Source organism: Sphingobacterium sp. UBA5996, assembly GCF_002429765.1.
In the GTDB taxonomy this organism is placed as follows: domain Bacteria; phylum Bacteroidota; class Bacteroidia; order Sphingobacteriales; family Sphingobacteriaceae; genus Sphingobacterium.
Genome location: NZ_DJAS01000001.1, coordinates 19,899 through 39,447, shown reverse-complemented (window position 1 = coordinate 39,447; position 19,549 = coordinate 19,899). Strand labels below are relative to the sequence as shown.

At 45.3% G+C, this 19,549-nt stretch carries 14 protein-coding genes; 1 reads left to right on the top strand and 13 read right to left on the bottom strand.

The genetic code is table 11. The features are described 5' to 3' along the window. Positions 1-23: 23 nt before the first annotated feature. The 11 genes from B3E00_RS00160 to B3E00_RS00110 form a co-directional block, all read right to left on the bottom strand. Positions 24-1,418 carry an MFS transporter gene (locus B3E00_RS00160; RefSeq protein ID WP_293936130.1) on the bottom strand — a complete coding sequence of 465 codons (1,395 nt, stop codon included), beginning with the start codon at positions 1,416-1,418 and terminating at the stop codon, positions 24-26. Positions 1,419-1,448: 30 nt separating this feature from the next. After that, entirely contained in the window at positions 1,449-2,618 is a 1,170-nt protein-coding gene (locus tag B3E00_RS00155) for a glycosidase (RefSeq protein ID WP_293880521.1), read from the bottom strand. A gap of 42 nt (positions 2,619-2,660) precedes the next feature. Next, positions 2,661-4,442: an acetylxylan esterase gene (locus B3E00_RS00150; protein WP_293936128.1), complete on the bottom strand. Its 1,782-nt coding sequence runs from the start codon at positions 4,440-4,442 to the stop codon at positions 2,661-2,663. Next, positions 4,439-5,425, bottom strand: a complete 987-nt coding sequence (locus B3E00_RS00145) for a glycoside hydrolase family 5 protein (RefSeq protein WP_293880525.1) — start codon at positions 5,423-5,425, stop codon at positions 4,439-4,441. Before B3E00_RS00145 ends, B3E00_RS00150 begins: the two co-directional genes overlap by 4 nt. An 8-nt stretch (positions 5,426-5,433) precedes the next feature. Beyond that, entirely contained in the window at positions 5,434-6,585 is a 1,152-nt protein-coding gene (locus tag B3E00_RS00140; RefSeq protein ID WP_293936125.1) for a glycan-binding surface protein, read from the bottom strand. A gap of 20 nt (positions 6,586-6,605) precedes the next feature. Beyond that, positions 6,606-8,378 carry a RagB/SusD family nutrient uptake outer membrane protein gene (locus B3E00_RS00135; RefSeq protein ID WP_293888650.1) on the bottom strand — a complete coding sequence of 591 codons (1,773 nt, stop codon included), beginning with the start codon at positions 8,376-8,378 and terminating at the stop codon, positions 6,606-6,608. A gap of 21 nt (positions 8,379-8,399) precedes the next feature. Further along, positions 8,400-11,591: a SusC/RagA family TonB-linked outer membrane protein gene (locus B3E00_RS00130; protein ID WP_293936123.1), complete on the bottom strand. Its 3,192-nt coding sequence runs from the start codon at positions 11,589-11,591 to the stop codon at positions 8,400-8,402. Positions 11,592-11,775: 184 nt separating this feature from the next. Continuing rightward, a complete protein-coding gene (locus B3E00_RS00125; protein WP_293888647.1) occupies positions 11,776-12,648 on the bottom strand; it encodes a helix-turn-helix domain-containing protein in 873 nt (290 codons plus the stop codon). 103 nt (positions 12,649-12,751) lie between these two features. Next, positions 12,752-14,341, bottom strand: a complete 1,590-nt coding sequence (locus B3E00_RS00120) for an MFS transporter (RefSeq protein WP_293936121.1) — start codon at positions 14,339-14,341, stop codon at positions 12,752-12,754. Next, positions 14,338-15,387 (bottom strand): HlyD family secretion protein, encoded by a 1,050-nt coding sequence (locus B3E00_RS00115; RefSeq protein ID WP_293936118.1) that lies wholly within the window; start codon positions 15,385-15,387, stop codon positions 14,338-14,340. The genes B3E00_RS00120 and B3E00_RS00115 overlap by 4 nt, the downstream gene beginning before the upstream one ends. Positions 15,388-15,396: 9 nt before the next feature. Next, positions 15,397-16,890, bottom strand: a complete 1,494-nt coding sequence (locus tag B3E00_RS00110) for a TolC family protein (RefSeq protein WP_293936115.1) — start codon at positions 16,888-16,890, stop codon at positions 15,397-15,399. Positions 16,891-16,982: 92 nt separating this feature from the next. On the opposite strand from B3E00_RS00110, the gene B3E00_RS00105 reads away from it, so the two are divergent. Then, positions 16,983-17,768 (top strand): AraC family transcriptional regulator, encoded by a 786-nt coding sequence (locus tag B3E00_RS00105; protein WP_293936112.1) that lies wholly within the window; start codon positions 16,983-16,985, stop codon positions 17,766-17,768. Between the two features lie 254 nt (positions 17,769-18,022). On the opposite strand, the gene B3E00_RS00100 is transcribed toward B3E00_RS00105, so the two are convergent. Next, a complete protein-coding gene (locus tag B3E00_RS00100; RefSeq protein ID WP_293936109.1) occupies positions 18,023-18,337 on the bottom strand; it encodes a MerR family transcriptional regulator in 315 nt (104 codons plus the stop codon). 46 nt (positions 18,338-18,383) lie between these two features. Then, positions 18,384-19,097 carry a LytR/AlgR family response regulator transcription factor gene (locus B3E00_RS00095; RefSeq protein WP_293936107.1) on the bottom strand — a complete coding sequence of 238 codons (714 nt, stop codon included), beginning with the start codon at positions 19,095-19,097 and terminating at the stop codon, positions 18,384-18,386. Positions 19,098-19,549: the final 452 nt, after the last annotated feature.

Below are 19,549 nucleotides of genomic sequence, written 5' to 3'. Positions count from 1 at the left end.
TGTTTCGAACTTTTCTCTTTGGATCACATGCGACGCGCTGCAAGCTGTGCAGCAATCTCTTGCATTCTTTTCTCTGTCAGCGGATAAAGACTGATAAACACAATGGACAATACTGTTCCTATGGCCGGAAATAGGCTCAAAAACATTTTTATTCCACTCAGCGTCTCCTCCGACTGCAGCTGGTTGGCCTGAAAGCCAAAATAGCCAAGCAACCAGCCGGTTACTGCCGTCCCCAGCGCCCAGCCCAATTTTTGGCTCATCGACGACGAACTAAAGATTAGACCTGTTGCCCTATTGCCTGTATTCAACTCCGAATAATCCGCACAGTCGGCATACATAGACCATAGTAATGGAAACACTGTTCCAGCGCAGCTACTGATCACGATCTGCAGGCCAAAAATTCCCCAAATCTGGCTCTCATCGAGCCAATAAAATACGATACTACCTCCTGTTGCCACGAGCATAGCTAACATAAATGTATTTTTCTTCCCGATTTTATTGCTCAATGGAGCCGCCAAAACTACACCTATGATATTGGCGATCTGACCCAATGCCAGGTAAAGGCCACTCAACACAAAGGGAATATTCAGCAACACGATTTTACCATAATGCGCTTCGTGGACATAATATTTGAAATAATAAAGTGCTGCCCCATCGCGAACCGAATTGAATACCAAGGTTGAAACTCCTGCTCCCAATAAAATCCACCAGGGACTGTTGTTCAATAAATCTTTGATATCCTGCTTGAGACTACTTTTGGTATCCGCAACTGGCTGAACCCGTTCACGCGTCCAAGCAAAACAGAGCAGAAATAGAACGACGGCGCAGAGCGCAATTACCGCTGCAGCCATCACCCAGCCCTGCTGCTGGGCTTCTATATGCGCGTTGTAGCCACTAAAAAAATTGACCATCGGATTGAAGAGCAATAGCGTCACGAAACTTCCGAGATAGGCAAAAGTCATTCGGAAAGTGGCCAATACACCTCTGGTTTTGGGCGATGCACTCATTACCCCTAACAAAGAAGCATAAGGCACATTGATGGCTGAATAGACCATCATCATGATCGAATATGTCACATATGCATACAGCAGCTTGCCGCTTTCGGCAAGTGCTGGCGTGTAGAACGTAAACACCCCAATGACGCCAAATGGTACCGCTACATACAGCAGGTAGGGTCTGAATTTTCCCCATTTAGACTGGGTACGATCTGCCAGCACACCAATAACAGGGTCAAACAAAGAATCCCAGACACGCGTAACCAGAAACATGGTGCCCACCACTTTTGCTTCCATCCCGAAGATATCGGTATAGAAAAACATCAGGTACATGCTAAACAATTTCCAGAACATGGACGAAGCAGCATCCCCTAGCCCATAACCGATTTTTTCCTTTAATGTAATATGTTCCGTTTTACTCATTATTCTCGTTTTGCGATAAATTTAAACATTTTATTGGTTTAAGTTTTTCGAAATAATCTTTACCAGCGTCTCGACAGATGTTTTTGACCGCATGCCATCCGCTGTTGTAGACAAGCAATAATCCACTAGTTTTTCGATTGAAGATACGGCCACGTGCATGCGGGTATCACTAGAGGCATAATAAAGATAAACTGTTCCATCGTCATCGGCTATCCAGCCATTGCTAAAAAGTACATTTGAAACATCACCGACGCGTTCCTCGCCCATTGGTGCCATCAGATGGCCGGCAGGTTCAGCAATGAGTTTGTCCGGAGCAGCGAGATCTGTCAGATAAACATACAGGACATAGCGAAGACCAGCAGCACATGCGCGGACGCCATGCGCGAGGTGCAACCAGCCTTTCGGCGTTTTTATGGGTGCGGGCCCTTCGCCATTTTTTAACTCCTTGATGGTGTGATAATACCGATGATTTATAATTTTTTCTTCGCTTACAATCGCATTCTCCATCGTATCCACCAGTGCCCATCCGATTCCACCACCACTTCCAGTATCGATAAACCCATCCTGAGGGCGGGTATATAAGGCATATTTTCCGTCGACAAATTCGGGGTGCAGCACCACATTGCGCTGCTGGCTCTTGGCGATCAAATCGGGTAGCCTTTGCCAGTGCTTTAGATCTTTTGTCCGTACAATTCCCGCTGCCGCCACGGCCGAAGATAAATCGCCGGAAGGTGCTGCCGGATCTTTCCGTTCCGAACAGAAAATACCATAAATCCAGCCGTCTTCGTGCAGCGTCAAACGCATGTCGTAGACATTGGTATCAGGATTGTCCGTCTCGGGAAGATCGACCGGAAAATCCCAGAACTTAAAATTGTCGATTCCATTTGGGCTTTCTGCTATGGCAAAGAAAGACTTGCGGTCATTTCCTTCGACCCGTACGACCAACAGGTATTTATCGTTCCATTTGATCGCACCGGCATTAAAGGTTCCATTGATACCAAATCGTTCCATCAAAAATGGATTGCGCTGTTCGTTTAAGTCGTATCGCCAGAACAGCGGTGTATGCGCCGCCGTAATGACCGGATTCTGATAGCGTTGATAAATGCCGTTGCTGTCCTTCACTGGGTAGTTTTTTCTTTCCAATAGGGCAAAGTAATCTGCTTCAACGTCTTTAAGACGTTGTTCAAATAATGTACTCATGATTCGAATTAAATATAAAGTAAGTTCTTCTGTATGTTTGATTTATCTTTCTTTTCCAACTTGGAGGGTGCGTCTAAACAGGTCCAATCCAGCCTCGTAAAATGCATTCCCGGTGCTATGTCCATGCTGCGGAAAAGCCATCCATGATTTTTCACTTTTCACCTGATTGTAAGCGGCAAAATTGATGTGTGGCGGACAAACGTTGTCCTGCACGCCAATGCCCATGACCAATGGTACGCGGATTCGGCTGGCCAGATTTTTAATATCGAAATAGGAAAGCGTCTGGTACACCTTTTTCCAGCTTACCTCCGGATGTTGTGCCCGGTAATGATCCACATCCGATTTTGGCCAGGGTGCGATTTTGAAATAATCCTGAAAATCGGATAAAAAAGGAATACCAATGGCCACTGCCTTTACACGAGTATCCAACGATGCGGCGACGACCGACAATGCGCCTCCCTGACTTGATCCGCGCACAGCAATACGCTCCCCATCGATTTCATCCCTTGAGCTGACAAAATCCAGCGCACGCAGCACATCCATAAATGCCCCGCGATAGTAATACGTATTTTTATTGTCTATCCCGTAGGTAAACCAGGTACCGAAATGATTGGACTTCTCATTCAATGCCTGTCCGCGGATGGAAAGTACAAAATAGGCAAACCCATCCCAGCTTTGATTCGGAAAATAGGGTTTTGACCCATAGCCCATGTACTCCACAATGACGGGGTGCATTCCTGCTTTTTTAGGTTTAGCGTAGTAGCCCATGATCAGTTCATTATCCAGCGAGCGCATGGATACGTGGTACATCTCATAATCGAGCTTGGACTGCTCTGGAATCAGCATCAGTTGATAATCTGGCTGTACGCTAGCGAGCTGCGCTTTATTGGCCTTCCAGAATGTATCAAAATCTGCTGCTTCATCGTTCGGCGAAGCAATCTTTTCGGGCTCATAACCTACGTTCACCTGCTCTTCCAGCTTTTGGCCCCCATCCATCTCCACAGACACCTTGTAGCGGTAAAATCCCGGCTCGGCATTTTTTAACCCAAAGGTACCCATGGTAGCTGTCGCATGTGCGGGAATATCGATCTTCAACTCTTGCGATTTGACCGGTTTATACGCATCCGTGGTCACTACAATCCTGACGGTTGCAAGCAGTGATTTTTTACCTTTGTTTTCTATAGTCGGTGCTATGGCGATACTATCCTCACCCAGAAAAATATAATCGTCATCCTGTACATTAACTTTCAGCTTAAGTTTATCGACCGTTGAAGCGGGCTCTACCGTCATTACAGCTGCATTCAAGAAGCCGCCATTGGCGCTCCACCCATCAAAAAATTTGATGGCAATCACATTGTCACCGGTAAGATCAAGTGCTTCCAGGGGAACAAAATACCGACGTCGCTGATCAAAGTAGCCGGCAAAATTAGGCGGAAACTCCCCCGTTTTACCGACTAATATTCCATTGACATACACTTCTTCACAGGCTGCAAATTGACCGAGGTCGATTTGCACGCCTTCTGCCTCGGCAATTTTTTGCTGCATCGGCGCCGGAAAGACCAGTTGCTTGCGGTACCAGCCAAAACCCAGTTGTAACAGTTGCCCCTGCTCTTTGAGCGGTTTATCAGAAACCACGCTTGCCCAATGTTGATCCCGATAGTTTTTTGCGTTCCAGCTGCTGTCCTTGCCTTCACCTGCATGAAACTTCCAATTGGCACCAACATTATGGGCCATACTATTCTTAGCCTGCTGCTGCGCGTGACCTTTTAATGCTGCCGTACCATACAGCAGCATTAGCAGTGCAGTTTTTACAACGTTGCTCATTTATTGTTTCTTTTTAAATCTTGTCGCACCATTTTTCCCCAGGGTTTGAGCTGGCTTTCCGACCAGCCATATGCTGGCACCTGTTCATCCGCAATCATGGAGCAGCTTTCATTTTTGTCCGCGATAGACCAGGCTATCCAGCTGAGTTTATGGCGATGCATCCATTCCCTCCAGATTGCCCATTCCTCTTGGTCTATCGGTCCGTTACCGTCGGCATTCATCCCCGCACATTCCGACACAAAAATTGGAATACCTTTGGCCAGCGCATAGTCGGCACGGTCGCGAAGAAACTGCTGATGTGTACCTGCATAGAAGTGTACCGTATACATCAGGTTAGTAAATCCTTGGATGGGGTTATCGGCGACAAGATGGATATCCTGATCCCAGTTTGGGCAGCCCACCAAAATGATATTGTCTGGATCTATGGCCCGAATAACAGGTATTACTTCCTTTGCATAGGCTTGGATTTCGTCCCAGCTTGTCTCCGTGGGTTCGTTAAATATTTCATAAATGACATTTGGATAACTTCCATATTTTTGCGCTACGGTGCGAAAGAAGGCCTTGGCCTCTTGCGGATGTAGCTGATGTGCATGCCAATCAATAATGACGTATATGCCCGCGGCTATTGCTGCATCGATCACGGTATATAGATGCTTCAGCGCTGCCTCGGGATTTTGTAAGTACGCCTGATCAGGCTCTACACCAATAGCCGCGCGGACAACCTGTATATTCCAGTCTCTTTGAAGCCAGTCAATGGTCTGCGCCTGATAAAAGCGGGGCCACCAGTTGTGCCAGCCCAAGCTTACGCCATGGAGCGCCAGGGTATCGCCGTGTGCATCGAGTAGTGCTGTACCCGACACCCGGAGCTGACCGTGTTGGGCAACGACTGTTTTATCATCTGCTTGTGGACTGTTCCATGCCGATCGGCAAGCCAGTGCCAGCAACATAGTTACCAGCAGCATGGGGTAAACATATCTTTTCAACCGGCCTCCTATTTTTTAACAATACGAATATTAACGATACTAAAGTCGTCGTTAGTTTCAGCAGTTGGCTGAAAAACAAAGACAAAGTTGTTCCAGCCCATTTGCAAATACGATCCATTTGGCTGGCCATCATCTTTAAAAAATTCGATCAGCGGATGCCGTACCGTTTTCCATTTTCCATAGGTATTGAAAGAGCCGTTTGCTGCTAAATTCCACCGCATTTGGCTGCGTCCGCCATCCATAATAAAATTACCCACGCTAATTGGAGCCGTCGTTTTTGTATTGATTTCAAAATGTACTTCATAATCTTTGGGATTGGCAACTATCTGCGCATCCTGCATATCAAAACCCGACCAAAAGAATTGATTCCAGGACCATGCGCCTGAGCTTTGATGGAAACGTATAAATTTGGCAAAACCAGGTAACGGTTTGGGATCACCCGTAGCGGTGCCATCTGTTATGAAGTCCGATAAACTATTCATATCGACAATTTGAAGTCCCCTGTCGCGGTAACGAATACTTTTGGGTGTTTCCATCAAATCGCTGGACAGCGTCATCACAGCCCCTTCCGATGCGCCTGCCGGCACAACGAAATACAGCGAATCACTGGTGGCCCTAACTGGTTTGATACTCGTGCTATTAAACATAAACTGCCCATCCGTCTCATTCAATTTGTAGAGATCCATATATTTACCCAACACAATAGTGGTATCTCCCGGGCTGGCAAATTCATTAAAAAAGCCATCAATTACGACGTTGGGAATCTTAACCTCGAAGGGGAATTCGGTTGATCCCTTTTCTGTTACTACCGTAATTTTATTCGTGACAACCGCTGGTACGGCCCGGGGTACTGCCAATGTGATGCGCGAGCGGACGGCATAGATTGTTTTTAAGTCGACTTCCACATCGTTAAAGCGGATTGATTTTACCTGCGCCAGATTATCTCCCTGCAAGACAATCATCTGGGTCAGTTCGCCAGCTGTAATGGCCGTTTGGAGATCCGCTGCCGTAGAAATCTTCTGTACCGAAGGTGCCCCGTTTGAAGTGAGCTGATTGTCGTAGTTATCGTCGTATTTCACAATATCTTTCTGACAAGAAGCTCCCGCTGTCAGCAGTGCCAACAACGATAAGCTAAAATATGTAGATTTATTTATTTTCATAATTTACTAAGACTAGTGGATTAATTCCATCCTGGGTTATTGGTTGTAATATTCGTATTGACCCCTACCGCTGTATTTGGGATCGGGTACAACAAGTGTTTATCCGTTCTGCTTTTTAGTACGCCAACTTCATCTACCCCGCCGATCCTGTTCATGACGTCGAGATAAATGCCCCATCGAATCAAATCCCACCGGCGGTCTCCCTCGAGGGCAAGTTCCATCGCACGCTCTTCCAATACTGCCGATCGGAATGCAACCTGATTATCGATGTTGCCATCTCCGGTGAGGCGATGTGGCGTGGCATTACTACGTTCGCGCACCTGATTCAGTTTGGCCAACGCTGCGGCGCGTGCTGCTCCACTGTTTTCGACCTCATTGGCTGCCTCGGCATAGATTAGCAGGACATCGGCAAAACGTAAGAAATACCAGGCGGCATCTGTTCGTTCTATTTTATTGTCACTTACATCCGCATATTTTGTTAAATAGGCTAGGAAGTCTGCTGATTTTTCACTTCTATAATTTGCGCCATCGTTGAACGGAGCCTCGGGGGGCACAAAAGTACCGCTCGAATTGGTATATCCCTTTGCTTTACGGGTCCATTCTTCATTGTTGGGGTAATAAGAGCCCCCGCCCCAGCTGGCATCGCCGCCCTGTCTGATCCATCGATGCATCACTCCGCGCACAATCCGATAATCTTTGCTTTCAAAGAGTTTATACCAATGGTCCCGCATTCCCCACCATAGTCCGGTTTCAATGTTGCCTTTGGCATTATAAGTGCCGGTATAGCCAGCAGAGAATTGTACTCCGTAGTTTGCATTGCCAGCCACCGACTGCAGCGTCCAGATATTTTCGCTGCTGTTGCGGTTGGCTCTCAAAAACACCTGGTCATAAGGCAATAAGGCATAAGCACCATACTTTCCGTTGATGACCTCAAGGGCTTTATCACGCGCTTTGGTAAAATATTCTTGTGCATTCAAACTCGCATAGCCAGCGAGCTGTTTCTTGCTCACTGTAAATGTCGCCGGGCTGGTAAATACTTTTTCAGTTCCGTTCATCGTAAAGGGAACTCCGCCCCGGACATTTACATTACCTGTCGCCAAGGCACCCGATCCCATTGTCACATACACCTTTGCCAATAACGATGCTGCAGCGCCAGCAGAGGCTCTCCCCGGCTGAAAACCGGCATCTGTATTTTTATACATCATGGTCTCGGCCTGGCTGAGCAAGTCAATGATATGTGCATACACAGTCGGTATTGGCTGACGCGGTTGATTGATGTCCCCACCAGCATTGACGGTGATCGTGTGAATGGGCACTTCCCCAAATGCACGTACCAACAGAAAATAGGCATATGCTTTTAGGAAATTCAATTGTCCGATTGCATTATTTTTTACTGGTTCCGACAGTGTCTTCATCGGGGTAATATTTTCGATCGCCAGGTTAGCGCGGTGAATGAGATTATAGGGTCCTTCCCAGGTCATTTTGGTATAATCATTATTCTGGAAATTGCCGGCGCCCAAATTGCCGAACGACCAATCGGGTCCCGACATGTAGTCACAATCAAACTCGAGTGCCGGAGGGAAAACGTTCCAGCGAAACATATCATCTAAGAGTTTGCTGTAGGTACCCGCTACCCACTGATCCGCCCCTGTTTCAGAATCAGGAATACTTTCGGGTTCGATAAAATCAAATTTTTTCTCCTCAATCATTTTTGCGCAGCCCCCGATAACCGGTAATCCTAACAGGGCCAGTAGTGCATACGTTATATAGGTTTTATTTTTTTTGGTCAACATAATCATCAGCGTTTAGGAATATTAAAAATCAGCTTTTAAGCCCAGCGAAAAATTTCTACTCGTCGGATACGAATAGATATCTACCCCTTTTCGTGAAGGGTCGCCTGCGAAAGCGTTCACATCCGGATCAAACCAGCTGTATTTTGTAATCGTAAAGAGATTGGTCGCACTCGCATAGATATAAAGCGCGTTGAGACCTTTGAAAGGATTATTGAACGTGTATCCGACATTGACATTTTTGAGGCGCAAGTAAGACCCATTTTCGACGTACCTGTTGGAGGTCAACATGGTCCGTGTATAGCCCGCCACCGCCTTTGGCCAGCGCGCATCCTGTGGGTTTTCAGCTGTCCATCGGCTATCGTATAGCTTTTGGGGAATATTGCCAATATTTCCCATTTTCATATCCATCAGGTTGGCATTCAAAATATCGTTCCCTACAGATCCCTGCAGGAAGATGCCCAGCGTAAAATTCTTATACTTCAAGTTATTGGTCACACCAAAAACAAAATCGGGATTGACATTGCCAATGACCGTGCGGTCTGCAGTCGTAATTTCGCCGTCGCCATTCAGGTCGCGGTATTTGATTTCTCCAATTTTGGACGTTACCAGACCGTTACTTTCATTGGCATACACTTTTTCTGCTCGCACCTCTGCCTCATTATCATAAAATCCGTCTTCCACATAGCCAAATATTGTTCCGATCGGATAGCCATTGCGCTGCAAGAAGATGTTGTCTGCATTGTACCACAGCCTGTCTGAAAAGGCGTCTGCATTTAACCCCTGTACTTCATTGCGATTGAAGGAAATATTGGCATCAATATTCCATTTGAAGTGATCACGATTTATCGCTGCAAATTTACCTGTCATTTCGAGCCCTTTATTGGTGACATTGCCAGTTGAATTTATCCACATATTCTTAAAACCAACATCGCTGCCGATTGGAATATTCTGCAGCAGACCGTTTGTCTTTTTGTAGTAAGCATCTACTGTCAATTGAATCCGGTTATTTAAAAAAGCCATGTCTACCCCAGCATTAAATTGATCCGTTACTTCCCACTTCAGGTTGGGATTGAGCGCGCCCCGCCAGTCCACCTCAGCAAAACCACTGTTGAGACTTCCATTGATGGGGTAATTGGCCACTCCCAACACCGCTTTTGTTTGATACGCATTTACGCCTTGATTACCGGTCTGCCCATAGCTTACCCGCAATTTGAGGTCATTGAAAAAATTCAGGTCTTTTATAAACTGTTCGTCGGACATGCGCCATGCCAATGCTCCAGACAGAAAGTTTGAAAACTGCTGCCCTACAGTTAGACGGCTGGAGCCATCCCGTCTTATGGAAGCTGTAGCGATATACTTACCCTTATACGAATAATTTGCGCGTCCCAATAACGAAACCATTGCTGTCTGTCCACGATTACTGATGAGCGCCTCCGGATTCAATGCTGTTTGCATATTAAATTCTCCTGTAATATCGTTCGGAAAATTGGTGGCGCTCATGGATTTGCCGCCATAGTCTGCCCGTTCATAGGTAAAACCGGCGACAGCGTTTAGATTATGGTCCTGTTTGAACGTTTTATCGTAGGTTAAGATCGATTCGGCCGTCAAATTTTGATACCAGTTATCGCTCTGCCCGCCCATTCCATTGCGAGGTGTACGCCCTTCCTGGGTATTTCGGTTATAATAGGTATTGCGGTTGTTGTTGGTATAGCCAAAACCAAAATTCTGGCGAAAAGTCAAATTGCGTAAAATCTTTACACTGGCATAAGAAGAGGTGAATATCATATTTGATTTGAGCTGATCTTTTGCCGTATTGACATACACCCCAGGATTAGAGGCCAGCCAATTGAGCTGATCGGACTCGATCGTGGACATGTTGGGACCGTACGTTACCGGGAATAGCAATGCCGAACGTATAATCCCGTAATCGTAGGCATTCGATTTAGCGAAGTTATTTGTACCGTTGGTATAGTTTATATTTGATCCGAGTTCGAGCCAGCTGCGCACCTTTCGTCCCACATTAGCGCGAAACGCAATACGCTTATAGTCTGACCGTTTGATGATGCCCCGCTGATTGAGGTAGTTACCCGATATCATATGCCATCCTTTATCACTTCCACCCGAAAGGCTCAAATTATATTCTTGTTGCAAGCCATTTTGATAGATTTCGTCCTGCCAGTCGGCACCTTCCACCATCGAGGTGTTTCCATGTTCGTCTGTGCGCAATCCCGGTGACAGAAAATCTTCAGGGAATGGATTATACGTACCGTGGTCAAAGCTGCCCTGTTGCGGATAAGACCATATTCCAGCATAAGGAAGTGTGGAATAATTCAGCCCTTCATATTTCTCACTATTGATGGCCTGTTCGTTGATGTAGTTGGCATAGGTGTAGGGATCGAGCATTTTGATCTTTTTGCCCAATTTCGAAACACTTAAATTTGACGTAAACTCGACCTTGTCGACGCCATTTTCGCCTCTTTTGGTGGTGATGATCACCACGCCGTTCGCGCCTCTAGACCCATAGATGGCGGTAGCTGAGGCATCTTTAAGCACCTCAATCGATGCGATATCATTGGGGTTAATGGCGGCTAATGCATTTGAAGTCTGCATATTATTGCTATTGGCCGAGCTAGCTGGTGTAGACCCTGTTTCAAAAGGAATGCCATCCACAATGTAAAGTGGCTGCGAACTGGTCGTAAAGGAGTTGGTCCCCCGGATGGTAATGGATACACCAGCACCTGGAGCCCCATCGTTCTGGTTGACTGTGACACCCGCCATCCGTCCCTGTAGTGCCTGATTGATACTTGGCGCCGGGTTTCCGGCCAGGATATCATCGGCTTTTACCTGGCCAACCGATCCCGACATGTCCCTCTTTTTTATCGTTCCATAGCCAATAATGACCACCTCGTCCAACACATCAGATTTGGGATTTAGGTATACCTTGATTGACTGCCGCGCGGTGACTTTTACCGTGCGTGTCTCCATACCCAGAAACGATATATACAGATTGTCTCCTAAACTGACCTCAATTTGGTAATTGCCCTTTTCGTCTGTCAGCGCAGTTTTTCCTGCGCCGTTGCGCACCGTTGCTCCGGCTATCGGTAAATTGGTCTGTTGGTTTATTACCTGTCCCGATAGCTGCAGTTTTTGGGCAAAAGTAAGCATCGGAGTAAGGCCAGCAACCATACAGGCATAAAAGATTTTTTTGATCATTTTTGAGTTCCCTTAAAATTGGTTATTTAAATTGCTTTAACTACTTCCAAAACTAACAACAATGGGCACTCAAGGCTAATACTTTTTTATCTTCTTCTCATGCTATTTAAACCAATAACAGCATTTATAACTTTTTAAAGTAATGTATAACCTATATTTTTTTAGCCGTATGTATACGTTCGGCTCACCAATAGAATTTAGAATTGCGGTATTTAGTCCGGAAGTCTGTAGGGGTTGCGCCTTTCTTTTTCATAAAGGTGCGGTTGAAATTGGATAGGTTGTTAAAACCCGACAATAATGCAATTTCGGCAATGCTGTGTGTTGTATCCACCAGCATCCGGCTGGCGTGGCCCAGCCGAATATCGTTTAAGGTATCGACAAAAGTTCTGCCGGTCCGTTGTTTTAGAAATCTACTTAAAGAAACAGCGGTCATCCCGATCAGATCGGCGGCTTCACCTAGCGACACTTCCTGCTGATAATTTTTGGAGAGGTAGCGTAATACTTTTTCAACGCGTCGGCTATCGTGCTGCCCGATACTGCTGTGAAAAGAACGACTGCAGAGTTCGCGCATGTGTACATCTTGTGATAAAATAAACAGGATATCATACAAACGTACCACAGAATGGAAGCCATCTTTTTCATAGGCGAGCTTTTTGATCGATTCCTGTACCGCTCGAATGGTTTGCAGACTGAACGTCACACCATACACTGCCTTTTCTACCAACTGTTTGATGGAACGGAATTGATTTTTGTTGAGTAGCGTTTCACCCAATAAATCCGGCTGAAACTGTATGGTGATTTCGGAAATATGTGTGGACTGACATTTATGGTCAAACCAACCGTGCTCGAGGTTGGCATTGGCGATCAGTGTAAGTTCGAGGTCTCCGATTTCCTCTATACTATCTCCTACGATACGTTGTGCGCCAGCCGCATTTTCAATGAAATTGAGCTCAAATTCTGAATGGACATGAATTGGAAAATCAAAACATGACTTCTCTCGGGCAAATACCATGAAACAGTCTTTATCAGAAAGTGGTGTAACTTCGCGTAATATCATTGGTCTACTTGTTAGTCTATAAGGTTATCGTCGCCAATTATAAATGTCGTTTATTTTTTCGAATAAAAAAATAGGTAGTGCCGTTGCGATTTTATAGGCCGCTTTAAGGCACATTTCCTTTTGTTAACCGCAACACAACACGTTGAATTCGTGGTAAAAGCAGCAAAATAACAATGACGACCAGTACGCCCGTTAGCATCCAATCGTAATAATCGCGGGTAGCACGGGCCAATATTTGATGCCCTATCAGTTGATTAAAATAGCCTGTAGCTACTGCTTTTGCGGTAGACATATCGTTGCCGGCATGGATATATTGACTTTGAATATCCAATATCGTTAGCGGCAATTGCGGGTTGGTTTCTGTCAGTGCCTCCCGCACCTTCTCCCGAACCCCAGATTTTGCAACTAATTGTAGTTCGTTATTTAATGCCAGGCTTAGGGTAAAACCTGTAAACCTGGCCAATATCCCCACAAGCGAGGCATTAATGGCAATTTTGGGCGGTGCTGATGAAGTGGTAAAGGAAACAATCGGAACAAATAACACCCCTGTGGCTACACCATAGATCAATAGCGGGAGCAGAAAATCGACCGTCTCTCCCTGTACCGACACAAATAGGATCATATAGGCATAATAAATCGCCATGATTCCAAATCCAACAACAATCAGACGGATCAGATTATACCCCATCAGCACAAATCGGGAAGTAATAAACATACTCAGCGTGGTCCCCACGATGACAGCTGTCCATATCGGAATGGTGCTCAATGGATCATTGCCTAAAATTACCTCCAGGTAGCCATAAGCAAGCCCAGTGCTTCCTTTGAACAGGTAGAATGTAACAAGTAGGAATATCCCCAACACAAAATTCTTGGCCTTAAAGATCTGTAAATTGATCAAGGGTCTTTTGAGTTTTGATGCTCTGACGATCAAGAGTGAAAGAATAAGTAAATCACCGATACCAAGCATCCTCATGAGTGAACTATCCAACCATCCCAATTGCCGCCCATAGACCAATATGTATCCCAATAGCAGGATGAAAGAAACATAAAACAGATAGCCGATCCAATCCACCTGATACGGTGGAATCTTTTTGCTAAACCGGGCTTTACTGTTCATGGTTAACAACACCACCCCTGCCAGGATCATGAGCATGACAATAAATCCGTAGAATAGCCAGTTAAAATCAAAGAAATACAGCATCACACTGTTGTAGATGGCATAGAACGGCACAGCAATTTGTATGCAGCCGTAAAGAAGACTATACGCAATTACCCGGGCGCGCACAGCATGCAATCTTGGAAAGATAAGCTGTAACACAATTCCCGACATCAATGCGCAGGTAATCCCCTGCAAAAACTGGCAGATAACAAACACGGTCCAATCTTTAAAATGAAAGCAGACCACGGAACATAATGCATTTATAGCCAGGGCAATCAGCAAGTATTTTCTGGGCGCAAAATATTTGACTATCCGGAAGTCGAGTGCCAGGAACGCTACGGTAGAACCATAGATAACGACCATGCCATATTGTACATCGGTGGGCTGTATGCCGTAAAATCCCATTGCCGCAACCGGACTACCGTAGAAAGCGAAACTAAATAAACAGGTCATCAGAATGGCAAATATGACGGATCGCGCCACCCACTCAGCTACCCAGGATCTGAAAATCGGTATGTTATGTGCTTGCATCATTCCGCTTTTAAAACATATACATTGGCATTCATTCCGGCAGAAAGTTTTCCTAACTTTTCAGGCGTATCGGTTAATTTAATCCGAACCGGAATACGTTGCGTGATTTTCACAAAATTGCCGGTTGCGTTATCCGGTGGAAGCAGCGAGTAGCGTGAACCCGTTGTTGGCGAAAGCGACTCGATGGTACCCTTGAAGCGCTCATTCGGAAAGGCATCGACCTCAATAGCTACGGCTTGCCCGATGGTGAATTTGCCGATCTGTGTTTCCTTAAAATTGGCCATCACCCACTTTTCCTCGGCCTTGTTCACCAAAAAAGCCAAGGTTTGCCCGGGCTGTATCAGTTGACCTTCCTGAATCGTCTTTTTACCGATCTGCCCGTCAAAAGGTGCTGCAATAACTGTATATCGAATATCCAGCTGCTGCCTTTGTAGCAGGGTTTCCTTCATTTTTATCTCTGCCTGTATCGCCTGCTGCTGTGCGCTAAAATCATTCAATTTGGATTCGGCTACCTGCAAAGCTGCATTCGCCTGATCATAATCAGCTTGTGCAATGGATAAAGCGGTAGTGACATTGTCAAATTTTTGCTGCGTGGTCGATTCATCTGCCAGTAGATTTTTATAGCGCCCAAATTCTCTCTGCTGCTGCTGCAATCTGGCTTTAGCGCCGGCCAACTGCGCTTTGATCACCGCAATACTTTTACGTTGCGTCTCTTCGCTTGCGGCCAATATGGGTAATTTGGCCTGTGCACTCCGCAGTTCTGCCGATGCAGCATCTTTTTTCAGTGCGTACTCGTCCAGTTCAATGACGACGAGCGTATCCCCTTTTTTAACCAGCTGATTGTCTTTATACGCTATCCTACTGATGTATCCGCCCACTTTGGCGTTTATGGGCGAGAGATAAGCATCTACCTGGGCATCGTTGGTCTGCTCATAGCGGTACCCTTTTAAAAAATAGGTAGCTGCCCAAACTAGGATGCCTACGAATAATGCAATGCCCAATCCTTGGGTTAGGCTGACCACAATTTTGTCTGTTTTATTTTTGTTCATGATCGTTGATTAAAGAATTCCTACAATGGCCAATAGTCTGATATGGCTTACTTTTACGTCTGTCTGTGCGGTTGTTCGGTTAAATTTTGCTTCCAATAGCGCATTTTCAGCCTCCATAAGATCGGTCAGCAATGATTCCTGATTTAAATAACTGCTTCTGATCACACGGACGGTTTCAGTCGTTTGGATGATTTGCTGTTCGGCCGTTTTGACACGTTCCAAAGCTTGCTGCTGCTGCAAATAAGCTTCTTTTACTTGCAGATAGATTTCATCTTTTTGAATGTCTGCTTTTTCTTGGGCCTCCCTACTAACCACCTGGGCATGCGCGATTGCATGTTTACTTTTAAACAGGTTGTCAATAGCGTACTGCACTTTGATCCCTGTCTGGCCAAATCCCCACAGGTCATTTGAATACGGATAGAAGGAAATCTGTGGATAGGTGTAATTATAGTTCGCGTACAAAGAAACTTTGGGCAATACCATCGCTTTCATCTGCCTTACGTTCAATTCGCTCCATTTGATGTCACTATGGGCTATTTTGTATGCCGGGGATTGGTTAAACGCCAGGTCTACATACGCGGTGTAGTGATCATCTTCGAAGGCATTTAATGCAGCACTGTCTGTATGGGTGATTGCCAATGCAGCGTCGTTTGCACGCCCCATCAGTATATTGAGCCGTTGTTTGGCGATTTCAATCTTCTTCGTCAGATCGGAAAGGTTGAGTTCCAATTGCGACAATTTCACCGAGATTCTCAGCACATCACTCTTTAGCACAGTACCGTTGTTATGCAGACTTTCTATTAATCGCTTTTGCTTTTTCTCTGCTTCGATCTCGGCATCAAGAAAATCGTAGAAATGCAAAAACTTATAGAGATCGAAATAAGCAACAGCGACGTCTAATTTTACGCGATGCTTTTGCAGATCTGCTTCGTATTGTTTTCGTGTCGCCTCTTCCTTTTTCAGGGCGATATTCCTTTTGTCCTTCCCGCCATTGTACAGATTGAAGTTTAGGTTGTACCCCAGGCCATAGCCATAGCCTTTTACAGGCACATCCTGTGGCGCAGCGAACAATCCATCGTCATAGATCAGAAATTTAGAATTGAGTTTTACATCGGCACCAACCGATAGTTCGGGCAACAAACGGTCTTTAGCTTCCAAAATTGCTAGTTTACTTTGCTGCAGATCGAGGTCGGATAGTTTGAGCTGCCGGTTATTTTTCTCGGCCACGGTCCACATTTCTTCCAAACTTAAGGGTTCGATTTTTTCTGTCTGCTGCGCGTAAATAGCGGGCGCAATGAACAGCAACAGTATGCCGAAAATAGGCTTGGCTTTTAAGCAGTTTTTGAGCATCTTTTTCAGTGCATCAAAAACGAATGTTAAATCGCATAGCGGCATCAGCGGACTGGCATAGGCGCAAGCCAGCCAATACCGATACGTTTTGTCAGTTTCTTCCGATGGAAGCGGCGAAATTCGTTTATCGGGTTTTATGATTTTTTGTTCCATGTTGATTTTATGAAGATTAACACCGCAAAATTATCCAACACCGTAGACCAAGTTTTTATATAATTAGCCTAATATTTACTAAATTTGGCCACATGGATAGGCTTAGCGAATTAATCAACCGTGTGGATCAACATCCCGATTCCATCCTTGTCATGCGACAGCAGACCGAACAGCGCCTGCCTGCGCATCAGCACGACAAGGCGCAGTTGCTGATGGTGTATGGGGGCATTGCTTATCTGCAGACCGACGAAAAGGATTTCTATATTCCTTCCAATCATTATATCTGGATTCCAGCACACTATCCGCATAACCTGATGTTTAATACGCAGGATCTTTACATTATCAATATTTACTTTCCTGCACAGAAATCGAGTTCTTTTTATGATGAGCTGGGTATTTATCCGGTGAGTAAGCTGCTGGCCGAGATGCTCTTATTTAGCGAGCAATGGCAGGGTGATTATTGCGTTGGTTCATGGGAATTTGAGTTTTTGACCACACTTAAAGGCGTACTATCACAGGAAAACCTTAAAAAATTCTCCATCCAACTGCCGACAACAGACGATCAACGGCTCAATGCTATTACGGACAACATTAGAAATCGGTTACATGAGGATCTCAGCCTGGATACCATTGCGCAGCAATCGGGCATGAGTGTGCGCAGCCTGACCCGATTATTCCAGACCAAGCTGCATATCACTTTTGTTCAGTATTTAAAAATGCTGCGGATTATTCGGGCCATGGAACTGATCAAAGATACCGATCTGAACATGACCCAGATTGCCTATGCCATTGGCTATTCAAATATAGCTGCATTTAGCAACAACTTTCAGCAACTCACCAATATGAGGCCGACAGAATTTAGACTAAAAAAGCGCTAATTCTACTGTTAACTCCCTATTCACTTGTTACCAACTCCCAGCATTGATCGGAATTTTATCGGGTTCGCCTCGGGTCTTGTTCGAATTTGGGCCGAGGTGCACCCGATGCCCGTACGATGAAAATTGCTGTAAAGGCAGGAATTGGTTGGGAAAAGGTCGGGAGAAAGTGACCAATTGCCTAAAAACGCCGCCCCAGGCGGGGCGGCGCTCCAATCAGCTCCATTTCAATAGGTAAAAATGTAGGGAAGACCGTACTACAGGCCGCGGTAATGTTGGCGCAGCCGCTCCACATCCACATCGCGGTAGTAGCGTTTGTTGTGTACGCGCCTGGCGATGCAGATGTGCCCATCGCGCTGCAGGCGATAGAGCGTTTCGGTGGAGATGCCCACATGCGATTTGACATATTCGGCATCCCGCAGCAGCACATTTTCCTGTTCCAGCTGCTCCTGTAGGTCGAGGTATGTTGCGAGCTGACGCTTGACGGCCAGGAGTTCCAGCAAGATTAATTTTTGGGCATAGGCCTGCCCTGGACTTAATAGTAAGCCCCTGAGGTATTGTTTTTTGGGCATTGTTATTAATTTAAGGTTTATAAAAAGTGTATAACCCATACACCCATCAGGCGTATTGGCGTAATCTTAGCAGCCCCATCGTACTCACGCTAATATCAAGATCGGTACGTTCAGGGAATAAAATCTTACGATTGACAACTTTCCTGGCAAAGTTAACACTCACAATAAAACCGCGGTGTACGCGCACGAAAGTACTTTTTGGCAGCATCGTTTCCACCTCGTCCATCGTGATGCGGTAGTTAAAATCGTCCTCTGCCTGCCGCAGGTGAAAGATTGCATAATTTTTACTGGATGATACCGCCAAGATATCAGTGAACAGTACAAATCGATACATCTTCTTAAAGGTAAACCACTTCCCGATGGGTTCAATCTGGAAAGGCATGTTGATGTTTACATTTTTCTGATAGAGCGCGCGCTCGAAAGCGACAAAGAGATCGGGAAACCGCACCGGTTTGATGAGGTAGTCGGCCACCGCGATTTTGATGGCCTTGTAAGCATATTGATCTGAATGGGTACATAGAATAACGGGCGGTCTTTTTGCCTGCGGCAGTGTCTGATACAGATCCATCCCCGACATCTCGGGCATCTCCACATCCAAAAGCAATACATCCGGGGGATTGTCCATAATGCTGTTAAAACCATCAATCGGTTTTGTAAAACACCGCACATCACCTACCTCATTGATCTGTCGGAATGCGCTTGCTGCGATACGGATATCGTAGGGATCGTCGTCAATAATCATTACATCGTATTTTGCCATTACCTGGGTTTATAAAAGTTAGTTTAACATTAAAATAGGGTGAACTGTCGGTCACTTCCATTGGTTGTCTTCAATCGTATTAAAAATATTCCTAGGATCATCATATCACTAATATTTTAAGCTAAGATAATAATTAAACATAAACATATCAAGTTATAATTATTAAACAATTTTTTACTTTCGTCATTAACTAAATTTTAAGCCAAAACGACACTACCATGGACAACTACCCACCGAAAGCCATAACAACCTGATTAACAATAAATTTTACCGCCTTTATTTGGTCATTTAAGTACAATTTTTGCAGTCTATTATCCCCTTTTCTTTAGCAGCGAAAAATTTATCATTTAACTTATTTTTGTGCCCATTTGTTAGGCATTTCTTTGGACCATCGCGTGTCAATGCTACAAATATGTGCATTACATTTTACCTATAGAAGTAATGGGAAATAA

Excerpts from the sequence above, each read along its gene's own strand:
- B3E00_RS00160 (WP_293936130.1), bottom strand. The coding sequence starts at position 1,418 with ATGAGTAAAACGGAACATATTACATTAAAGGAAAAAATCGGTTATGGG.
- B3E00_RS00155 (WP_293880521.1), bottom strand. The coding sequence starts at position 2,618 with ATGAGTACATTATTTGAACAACGTCTTAAAGACGTTGAAGCAGATTAC.
- B3E00_RS00150 (WP_293936128.1), bottom strand. The coding sequence starts at position 4,442 with ATGAGCAACGTTGTAAAAACTGCACTGCTAATGCTGCTGTATGGTACG.
- B3E00_RS00140 (WP_293936125.1), bottom strand. The coding sequence starts at position 6,585 with ATGAAAATAAATAAATCTACATATTTTAGCTTATCGTTGTTGGCACTG.
- B3E00_RS00135 (WP_293888650.1), bottom strand. The coding sequence starts at position 8,378 with ATGTTGACCAAAAAAAATAAAACCTATATAACGTATGCACTACTGGCC.
- B3E00_RS00130 (WP_293936123.1), bottom strand. The coding sequence starts at position 11,591 with ATGATCAAAAAAATCTTTTATGCCTGTATGGTTGCTGGCCTTACTCCG.
- B3E00_RS00125 (WP_293888647.1), bottom strand. The coding sequence starts at position 12,648 with ATGATATTACGCGAAGTTACACCACTTTCTGATAAAGACTGTTTCATG.
- B3E00_RS00120 (WP_293936121.1), bottom strand. The coding sequence starts at position 14,341 with ATGATGCAAGCACATAACATACCGATTTTCAGATCCTGGGTAGCTGAG.
- B3E00_RS00115 (WP_293936118.1), bottom strand. The coding sequence starts at position 15,387 with ATGAACAAAAATAAAACAGACAAAATTGTGGTCAGCCTAACCCAAGGA.
- B3E00_RS00110 (WP_293936115.1), bottom strand. The coding sequence starts at position 16,890 with ATGGAACAAAAAATCATAAAACCCGATAAACGAATTTCGCCGCTTCCA.
- B3E00_RS00105 (WP_293936112.1), top strand. The coding sequence starts at position 16,983 with ATGGATAGGCTTAGCGAATTAATCAACCGTGTGGATCAACATCCCGAT.
- B3E00_RS00100 (WP_293936109.1), bottom strand. The coding sequence starts at position 18,337 with ATGCCCAAAAAACAATACCTCAGGGGCTTACTATTAAGTCCAGGGCAG.
- B3E00_RS00095 (WP_293936107.1), bottom strand. The coding sequence starts at position 19,097 with ATGGCAAAATACGATGTAATGATTATTGACGACGATCCCTACGATATC.